The sequence below is a fragment of the Actinomycetota bacterium genome (assembly GCA_035759705.1).
Lineage (GTDB): Bacteria > Actinomycetota > CADDZG01 > JAHWKV01 > JAHWKV01 > JAJCYE01.
This window is the reverse complement of record DASTUJ010000017.1, coordinates 1-7,601: the sequence shown is the minus strand read 5'-3', so window position 1 is coordinate 7,601 and position 7,601 is coordinate 1. Positions and strand designations below refer to the sequence as shown.

The 7,601-nt window shown below is 63.8% G+C and carries 10 protein-coding genes; 5 read left to right on the top strand and 5 right to left on the bottom strand.

Features of this window, described 5'->3' with window-relative positions:
* Window positions 1-213: 213 nt before the first annotated feature.
* Entirely contained in the window at window positions 214-726 is a 513-nt protein-coding gene (locus VFV09_01090) for a hypothetical protein (GenBank protein ID HEU4866297.1), read from the top strand.
* Window positions 727-1,379: 653 nt separating this feature from the next.
* Here the strand turns inward: VFV09_01090 and VFV09_01085 are convergent.
* Window positions 1,380-2,933, bottom strand: coding sequence for a bifunctional metallophosphatase/5'-nucleotidase (locus VFV09_01085; protein ID HEU4866296.1), 1,554 nt, complete (start codon window positions 2,931-2,933; stop codon window positions 1,380-1,382).
* Window positions 2,934-3,038: 105 nt separating this feature from the next.
* Here VFV09_01085 and VFV09_01080 point away from each other — a divergent pair, with 105 nt between their 5' ends.
* Window positions 3,039-3,665: an LON peptidase substrate-binding domain-containing protein gene (locus VFV09_01080; GenBank protein HEU4866295.1), complete on the top strand. Its 627-nt coding sequence runs from the start codon at window positions 3,039-3,041 to the stop codon at window positions 3,663-3,665.
* Here VFV09_01080 and lnt read toward each other — a convergent pair.
* Entirely contained in the window at window positions 3,662-5,221 is a 1,560-nt protein-coding gene (lnt, locus tag VFV09_01075) for an apolipoprotein N-acyltransferase (GenBank protein ID HEU4866294.1), read from the bottom strand. The two genes, VFV09_01080 and lnt, sit on opposite strands and share 4 nt — an antisense overlap.
* Complete coding sequence (locus tag VFV09_01070; protein ID HEU4866293.1) at window positions 5,196-5,501, bottom strand: DUF4193 family protein; 306 nt, start codon at window positions 5,499-5,501, stop codon at window positions 5,196-5,198. Before VFV09_01070 ends, lnt begins: the two co-directional genes overlap by 26 nt.
* 108 nt (window positions 5,502-5,609) lie before the next feature.
* On the opposite strand from VFV09_01070, the gene VFV09_01065 reads away from it, so the two are divergent.
* A complete protein-coding gene (locus VFV09_01065; protein ID HEU4866292.1) occupies window positions 5,610-6,248 on the top strand; it encodes a TetR/AcrR family transcriptional regulator in 639 nt (212 codons plus the stop codon).
* Between the two features lie 3 nt (window positions 6,249-6,251).
* On the top strand, window positions 6,252-6,548 hold the full coding sequence (locus VFV09_01060; GenBank protein HEU4866291.1) for a hypothetical protein: 297 nt from the start codon (window positions 6,252-6,254) through the stop codon (window positions 6,546-6,548).
* On the opposite strand, the gene VFV09_01055 is transcribed toward VFV09_01060, so the two are convergent.
* Window positions 6,545-6,973: a type II toxin-antitoxin system VapC family toxin gene (locus VFV09_01055; GenBank protein ID HEU4866290.1), complete on the bottom strand. Its 429-nt coding sequence runs from the start codon at window positions 6,971-6,973 to the stop codon at window positions 6,545-6,547. The two genes, VFV09_01060 and VFV09_01055, sit on opposite strands and share 4 nt — an antisense overlap.
* Window positions 6,970-7,206: a type II toxin-antitoxin system prevent-host-death family antitoxin gene (locus VFV09_01050; protein HEU4866289.1), complete on the bottom strand. Its 237-nt coding sequence runs from the start codon at window positions 7,204-7,206 to the stop codon at window positions 6,970-6,972. Before VFV09_01050 ends, VFV09_01055 begins: the two co-directional genes overlap by 4 nt.
* Window positions 7,207-7,407: 201 nt before the next feature.
* On the opposite strand from VFV09_01050, the gene VFV09_01045 reads away from it, so the two are divergent.
* Window positions 7,408-7,601: hypothetical protein (locus VFV09_01045; protein ID HEU4866288.1), on the top strand; the 194-nt coding region annotated here is incomplete at its 3' end.

Genomic DNA, 7,601 nt, shown 5'->3' with positions numbered 1-7,601 from the left:
CTCGGCGCCGAGGATGTCGCCGGCACTGCCGTGGGGAACCTTGGGAAATTCTGCACCGCTGCGAAGTTCGCAGCCAAAGGTCTGGTTCCCGTTGCTGGATGTGTCGCGGGCGTAAGTGTCGTGTCTGCTGGTACTTCTGCGCTCGTGTCGTCGGTAAGCAGACGATAAGTCATGGAAACACTTACAAAGTGGGAACAAGTGACAGGAGAAGAAGTGAGAACAAAGCGGGCTTTGGTAAAAGTTGCATCAAGGGCCAAGCTGAGAGCTTGGATGCTCCTCATTCCGAGCTTCGCCGCAGCTGGCGTTGCGTTCTTTCTAGGGGAAGACAGAAGCTTCCAGTACGTCACCTTTGCATTGATGCTTTCAGGCGTCACGATTGTGATGGCACCATTCATCGTCGTGCTCCTTAGGGGCTGCATGATTAGGGGCGCGCCAGAGCCCGCGGATTATCACATGGAGCGGGCTTCGTTCAGAAATGAGAATCCAGTGATTCTTGCGGGGGTGCCGGTCGGGATTGGCGGTCTTCTTCTCGTTGCGTTGCTAGTTCCAGACGCAGCTGGCGGGATTTCCGGTGTCCTTGCTGGCTTCGCAAGTGTCTTCGCGATTCAGTTCGGAGTTCTTTCACTAAGCGAATCCAGGCACGACGTCTCTTACGCCGAACCAGTTGTATGGGGAGACCAGGGTGATGTTCCAGATGGCTGCTACCTGTGTCGACGCCAGCGTTAGCTAGCTCTCCCACGCGCGGTTGCTCGCCGCGAGTTGCACCACTCCGGCCGGTTGTTATTGCAGTTAGGGCCCGAACGGCGGGAGACCCCGTGAATATGCCGCCCAAGGTCTCGCGCTTGCTTCAAGAGAGCTGAGTGCGCCTTCATAGAAAGCGCGGAGCCGGACGCGTTCGCGCAGACGGACCAGTTACAGTTCAGCGATCTGGTGGACAATCGGGGTCTCCATCCCGTCGTTTTTGTCAGCGAGCGCCCCGGTGAAGCGCGGTGTGCTCTTATCGATCCGGACAACGAGCTGGTTTACGCCAGTGAGCCGGCCGGATCGGCCGACCAGAATCGGGTTTCCGTTTGCGACGGGGTGCCTTGGGAGATAGGCGACCGATATGCTGCCGTCTACCTAGACCCCGAAAATGGGGATTTCTCCTTACGATCATGGTAGGGACGCGCATAGGCTTAGTTCAGAGGACTTGTCGGGCTCAGTGCTTCAAGGAAGCCTCCGGCGGAGGCGGGTGGGGCCAGACCGGTTATCGTCCGGCTCACGACCTCCTCGGGCTCATTCGGAGTCTCTCTTCGTATTTGGTAGCTCGACCACCCGGGCAAGTATGGGTCAACACAGCCGAGACGCCGCCCGATTTCTGGCACGCCGATCGGATTGCCTCAGGCGGCCGGATCGACCTCTTCCGGCAGCGCCTCGAGTTCGGCGATGAGCGCCTTTCGGACGTCTCCGTGGTCCGTGACGTTCGTCACGCCCGGGTTGTCCCGGGTCAGGAAAGGTAGGTTGGCCCGGCCGGACAAGAGGAAGTCGTTCAGCGCGACCGAATAGTTCCTTGCCGGATCGAGCGGAGCCCCGTTGACCAGCCAACTGTTGTCGCTGAGGGCGACGTTGGCGGTTTGGAGGAAGGCGCCGGTTCCTCCGCCCGTTCTCCCCTGGTCCAGCACCTGTTTCAGCACGTCGCCTCTGATCTGTGCCTGCTGGACGGTTCCGCCGAAGGGCAGAATGCGAATGATGTCGTACTCGGTCACGTCGCCGGGCGGCAGCACGTCGTCGATGCGGATTGAGCCCGAGTTGAAGAACGCCAGCTCGGAACTCGGGGCCGCCCGGACCATGCTCAGGGCTATGAGGTCGGTGAGCCGGGTCGGGTGGTTGCGAACGCTCGACTCCCGGCCATCCAGGTCCTCGTTCACCGTGGCGACGACCCGCTCGGGGTCGAAACCCTGGCTCCGGAAACCGTCGAAGGCGGCGTCGACCCACCGGTCCACCTGCTTAGCGGTCTCCGGGTCCTCGGGGTCGGCGTCGGTCACTCGCCGGAGCAGGGAGACGATGGAGAGTTCTTCCTTTTCGGTGTCCCACCTCAGCTCGTGGATCTGGACGGTCCGGGCGTTGGCGTCAGCCTTGTAGATCGGCGTCAGATCCGGCCCCCGGAGAAGCTCCATGTTCTCGTGTTCGTGGCCGCCCAGCACCAGGTCGATTCCGGGAACCGCCTGGACTAGGTGCACGTCGTCCTGCACCGGGAGGTGGGTGACCGCAACGATAATGTCGGCTTCGGACCGGAGCTCGGCCACCTGCTCCCTCGCCGTCTCGATGGGGTTTTGGTACTGGACGTAAGCGGCGGTGGGGCTTGCGACGGTCACCCCGAACATGCCCACCTGCACCTTCTCGCCCGCATCGTTTTCGACGGTGAAGACCACGTTCTTCGGTATACCGGGAAGCGGTTGGCCGGAGGTGTCGGTCACATTGCTCGAAAACCACTCGAACCTGGATTCGGCAAGACGTTTGGTCAGGTGGTCCTGGCTTAGGTCGAACTCGTGGTTTCCGAAGGTCGAGTAGTCGAGGATCCCGTTCATCACGTCGACCATCTGGCGCCCGTCCAGGCGCTCCCCGTCGACCACCGCGGTGCTTAACGCCGAAGGGTTGAGCAGGTCGCCGGCAAGGACCGTGAACGTGTTGGGGTTCTCTCGCCGCAGCTCGTTGCGGAGCGCCGCAACCCGGGCGAGCCCGCCTTCGGCGCCCCCGCCAACCGGGGTGAGCTCGTAGACGTCGTTCAGCTGCAGCAGCGTCAGCGCGACGACCGAGTCGTCCTGCCGGGCCGCCGCCGGGGCCGGGGTGCTTCGGTCCCCTCGGAAGAAGAGGATGACGACCGCAAGCAGCAGCAGGACAATAAGAAGGATCAGGAACGGCACCAGGCTCCCCCGCCGCTTGGAACTTTCCACTTCTTCTCCCATTCAGGAGGTCCGACCCCTCGGATCGGAACACTAATGGCTCACCCGGCCGGTTGTACACGGTTGGTTGGCACGGGTTTAGGACAGAATGAGTCCATGCCTGAGATCGGTTTGTTTCCCCTGGGCCTGGTGCTCCTCCCGGGAGAGCGGGTTCCCCTCCACATCTTCGAGGAGCGGTACAAGGAGCTCATCAACGAGTGCCTGGACACCGAGTCCGAGTTCGGCATCGTCCTGCTCAACAGCCGCGGGACCCGGGACGTCGGGACCAGGGCCGAGGTGGTCGAGGTCCTCGAGCGCTACGACGACGGGCAGCTCGACATCGTAGTCCAGGGGACCGACCGCTTCACCCTGCTGGACGTCCGGTCAGAGCGTTCATTCCTGACCGCCGATGTCTCCCCCGTCGAGGACGACACTCCCCTCCCCCCGGACTCCGAGTACGAGGCATGCCTGGCCGAGTATCGCCGGGTGATGGTCGCCACCGGAGTCGAGTTCGACGAGCCTTCCCCCGACCACCGCGGCCTGGCCTTCGCCCTGGCCTCCAGGTTCCACATGGGGATCGACGTCAAGCAGGAGCTTTTGGAGATGCGTTCCGAGTCGGACCGGTTGAACCGGGTGAAGGAGCTTCTGGAGGCTTCGGCTGCGGCCATCCGCAAGCAGGCGGTCGAGAAGAGGGCGTCAACCAACGGCAAGGTGGACCGCATCGGGCCGCTGGGGCCGCATTAGCTCTCCGGTTTCGGCCGCCGGCGGAAGAACGGCGCCACCAGGGAGCCGATGACTGCGAGAACGGCCCCCCACGGCACCCAGTCCCCGAGCTTCGCGTACGGCGTTGTCGTGGTGGCGAACCGCACCGTCGGCGTAAGCACGGCCGGCTCGAACAGGTTTGTGGTCTCCAGCACCCGCCCCTGCGGGTCCACCACCGCCGATATGCCGCTGATCGACGCGTGCGCCACCCACATCCGCTGCTCCGCCGCCCGCAGCTGGCTGAACGCGACGTGCTGGGCGCTGGCGGCGCTCAGGTCGAACGAGCTGAAGTTCGTCGAGACCACCAGCATGCGGGCGCCCCGGTTGACGAAGGTGCGCACCAGGTCGGCGTAGGTCGACTCGTAGCAGATCACCGAGGCGAACTTGCCCTGGGGGATCTCGAAGACGGTTGCCTCGGTACCCGCCGACAGGTCGACTGGGATGCGGTTGATCTCCTCGAACTTGGGCTGCAGGAAGCTCCTCAGCGGCACGAACTCGCCGAATGGAACCAGGCGCTGTTTGGTGTAGGAGTCCCCCGGCGTGCCGTCGGCATTGATGAAGAGGCTGCTGTTGCGCACGTCGTCCGTACCGGAGCCGAGGATCGCGCCGACGAGAAACGGCGACTCCTGCCGCTCGACTGCGCCCAGAAGTGTCTCCCGGTAATCGGGGCGCGTCAGCGGGTCCACGTCGAAGGCTCCCTCGGGCCACACGACCAGGTCGGCGTCGTCGAGCTCCTCGGTCAGCCGCAGGTGGTTGTCGACGACGATGTCGTCGTCCGAGTTCGGGTCGAGGGTGTTGCGCGGTACGTTGCCCTGCACCATGGCGATCTTTGCGGTCTCGCCTGCGGGTGACGACACCGGCAGCAGGCCGGGAAGCAGGGCAAGCGCCACCACTCCCCCCACGAAAGCCAGCGCCCGTTTCCGGTCGGTGCGATAGTTCATGAAGGCCCACGCAAGCAGGCAGTTGACCAAAGCGACGGCGAGGCTGAGCCCCCACACGCCGGTGTAGGCCGCCAACTTCAGCGCAGGCAGGTTGTTGTGCTGGGTGTAGCCGAGCCCTCCCCAGGCGAACCCGCCCCACGGCATCTGCGATCGGAAGAACTCCTGCAGCAAGAAGACCAGCGGCAGCGCGAGGATGCGAAGCCGCTCGGGCATCCGGTCCCGCACCAGCACGCCGAGCAGAAGGGCGGCGACTATCCAGAGGGTCTGGACGATGGTCAACGCGACGTAGGGAGCCGGCCCGAAAAGGCGGATCCAGTAGAGCAGCAGGCCGTTGAAGACCAGGCCGAAAGCCGCCCCGGAAGCCGCCACCGCTCCCCTCCCCGCCAGCGAGAAGTGGATGGCGAGCGGGATCAGGGCAACGGGAGCCAGGACCCACGCATCGACCGGTGGGAAGGCCAGGAAACACAACCCACCTGATAGGGCGCCCGCCAGCAGACCTGCGGGAACGCTTGTTAGCTTGCCGGTGTCGGTGAGACGTTTGCCGGTCGCCGCCGGAGGTTCGTCCGTCCGGTTAGACGCAGTCGCGACAGAGCTCACGCTTGGCGTCGGCGAGCTGGCTCTCGTGTTTCACCAGGCGGCAGGAAGTGCATACAAATTCATTCGGCTGCTTGGGAGCCGCTCGAATGGAAAGTGACTCCAGCCGCTCCTCACGGGTCAGATCGAGAAGAGTCTCCTCCTCCTCTTCGGAGTCGGTGGTTTCCTTGGCTGCCTTCGAAAGGAACTCGTCGAAGCTTGCTTCCTCTTCAGCGGCTAAGGGAACGTCTTCTTCGTCGTCTTCTTCGTCTTCGCCGGGTTCATCGATTTCGTTTACGCTCATAACCGCCTCACTTAAGTTGAACGAGAGGGATTATGGGCTATCGGTGGGAATTCGCAAATGTGACCCCGGCGCAGGCACCTGGAAGACAGAATGTGGAGGAATTGACTGGTGCCTAAGGAGCGAGCTCAACCGGTTCTGAAGGTCGTCGGCGGCGAAGACCTGCCCGCCTCGACCAAGGACCGCATCGTCGACGCAGCCTTCTCCACGCTCAAGGAGGAGGGCTTTGCCGGCACCAGCGCCCGCGCGATCGCCCGCCGCGGAGGGTTCAACCAGGCCCTGATCTTCTACCACTTCGGCACTCTCAACGACCTGCTTCTGGCGACCCTGGACAAGACCAGCGCCGATCGCATGAGCCGGTACCGCGACTCCATCGGCAAGGCAAAAAGTGTCGACGACAAGATCCAGACCGCCACCCGCCTCTACCGGGAGGACCTGGTCTCGGGCCACATCACCGTGATCTCGGAGATGGTCGCCGGCAGCCTGGCCCGCCCCGACCTGGGGCCCGAGGTGGTTGCCCGGATGGAGCCGTGGATCGCCTTCACCGAAGGAGTGATCTCCGACCTGGTCACCGGGTCGATCTTTGAGAGCGCCGTCAACCCGAGGACCCTAGCATTTGCCGTGGTCGCCCTCTACCTGGGGGTCGACCTTCTCTCTCACCTGGACCAGGACAAGTCACGGGCCGAGGCGCTTTTCCAGCTGGTGGGCACCATGGGCCCGTTTCTGGCTCCCATCTTTGGGAATGACTAGGGCGTGGAACTAACGGATGACCGCGGGAAGGCACTGAACGAGGTCACCGTTCGGCTGACCGACGACGAGATAACCGAGCTACTGGTTGCCGCCTCCGACCTTGAGGCCGACGCAGAGGCTCACGCAATGCTGCGGGCTGAAGATGGGACGACACTGGCGGTCTACCACGCCACCGACGAAGCCACGCCCCTTCAGCGGGGCACCGACTGGTGGGTCGGGCCGCTGGTACTGATAGCGGTGATCCTGCTGGTGGTCGGGGCCTACACCATCGGCCGGGGCCTGGTCGACCTGCTCTTTTAGCTCCGCGCGGCGTCCGGGTGCGGAATGGCCACTAACTCGAGGTCTTCGATGCCTGCGAAATCGTCCGGGTTGCAGGTGTATACCGGAATGCCGTTGGCGATCGCGATGGCGGCTATCATCGCGTCGTACGCCCGTGCTGAGGTCTTGCGTCCCGCCCGCCTAAGCGAAGCTGACACCCGGCCGAAGGCCCGCGCCGCATCGGCATCGAACACCAGCGGCTCGAAATCAGCCTCGGCCTGCTGAAGATGGGCTTGGCGAGCGGCCTGCTCGCGGGAGCCTTCGGCCACCAGCGGTCCAACTGCCAACTCGGCGAGCGTGATGCATGAGATAACCGGCTCGGCGGGCAGTGACGAGGGATCGTTGAGCTGAGGTAGGAAGATCAAGGTGCTGGTGTCGAGCAGTCCGACACCCTGCCGGGGTTTCATAGCGAGGAGTCGATCAGCCGGTCGACATCGGACCGTAGATCGCCTGGGTCGACCTTAGGTAGGTGCGCCCAACGCTCGAGGACGGCCGTTCCACTAAGCCGCGCTCGGCCGATCGGCCGAAGCTCTGCAACCGGCTTGCCGGCCCGGGTGATTGTGACCCGTTCCCCCGCGGCGACCCGGTCCACGACCTCGCCGCCGTGGTTCCTAAGATCCCGAATCGTTACTTCAGCCATAGAGCCCAATAGTATCACCTGTGATACGCAGCCAAGCCACGCTGCGCCCGATCGGGCAGATAGTCAATCCCCCTTAAATCGCGCAAACTCCTGCCGATGAAATGAATACTGGTTACCACCCGCGGGCGCGCCGTCCACTGGACGACAGCTTCACTTTTCAAGGAGACCGTTCTTATGTCCCAGCCTGGTAGGAAACGTCGATTGATCGTTGCGCTGCTCGTGGTCGCCGCTGCGTTCCCCTTGGTCAGCTCCGCGACCCCGGCCTACGCCGCAACCGCGCCGGCCACGACGTGCAACTTCCTACAGAGGCTTCTGGGCCAGTGCCCGAAGGCGCCCACTCCCACCCCAACGCCTGCCCCCTCCCCCACCCCACCTGCGCCTACTCCAACCCCGAC

Coding starts and splice junctions, on each gene's coding strand:
- VFV09_01080 (HEU4866295.1), top strand. CDS start 3,039: ATGCCTGAGATCGGTTTGTTTCCCCTGGGCCTGGTGCTCCTCCCGGGA.
- VFV09_01070 (HEU4866293.1), bottom strand. CDS start 5,501: ATGAGCGTAAACGAAATCGATGAACCCGGCGAAGACGAAGAAGACGAC.
- VFV09_01055 (HEU4866290.1), bottom strand. CDS start 6,973: ATGAAACCCCGGCAGGGTGTCGGACTGCTCGACACCAGCACCTTGATC.
- VFV09_01050 (HEU4866289.1), bottom strand. CDS start 7,206: ATGGCTGAAGTAACGATTCGGGATCTTAGGAACCACGGCGGCGAGGTC.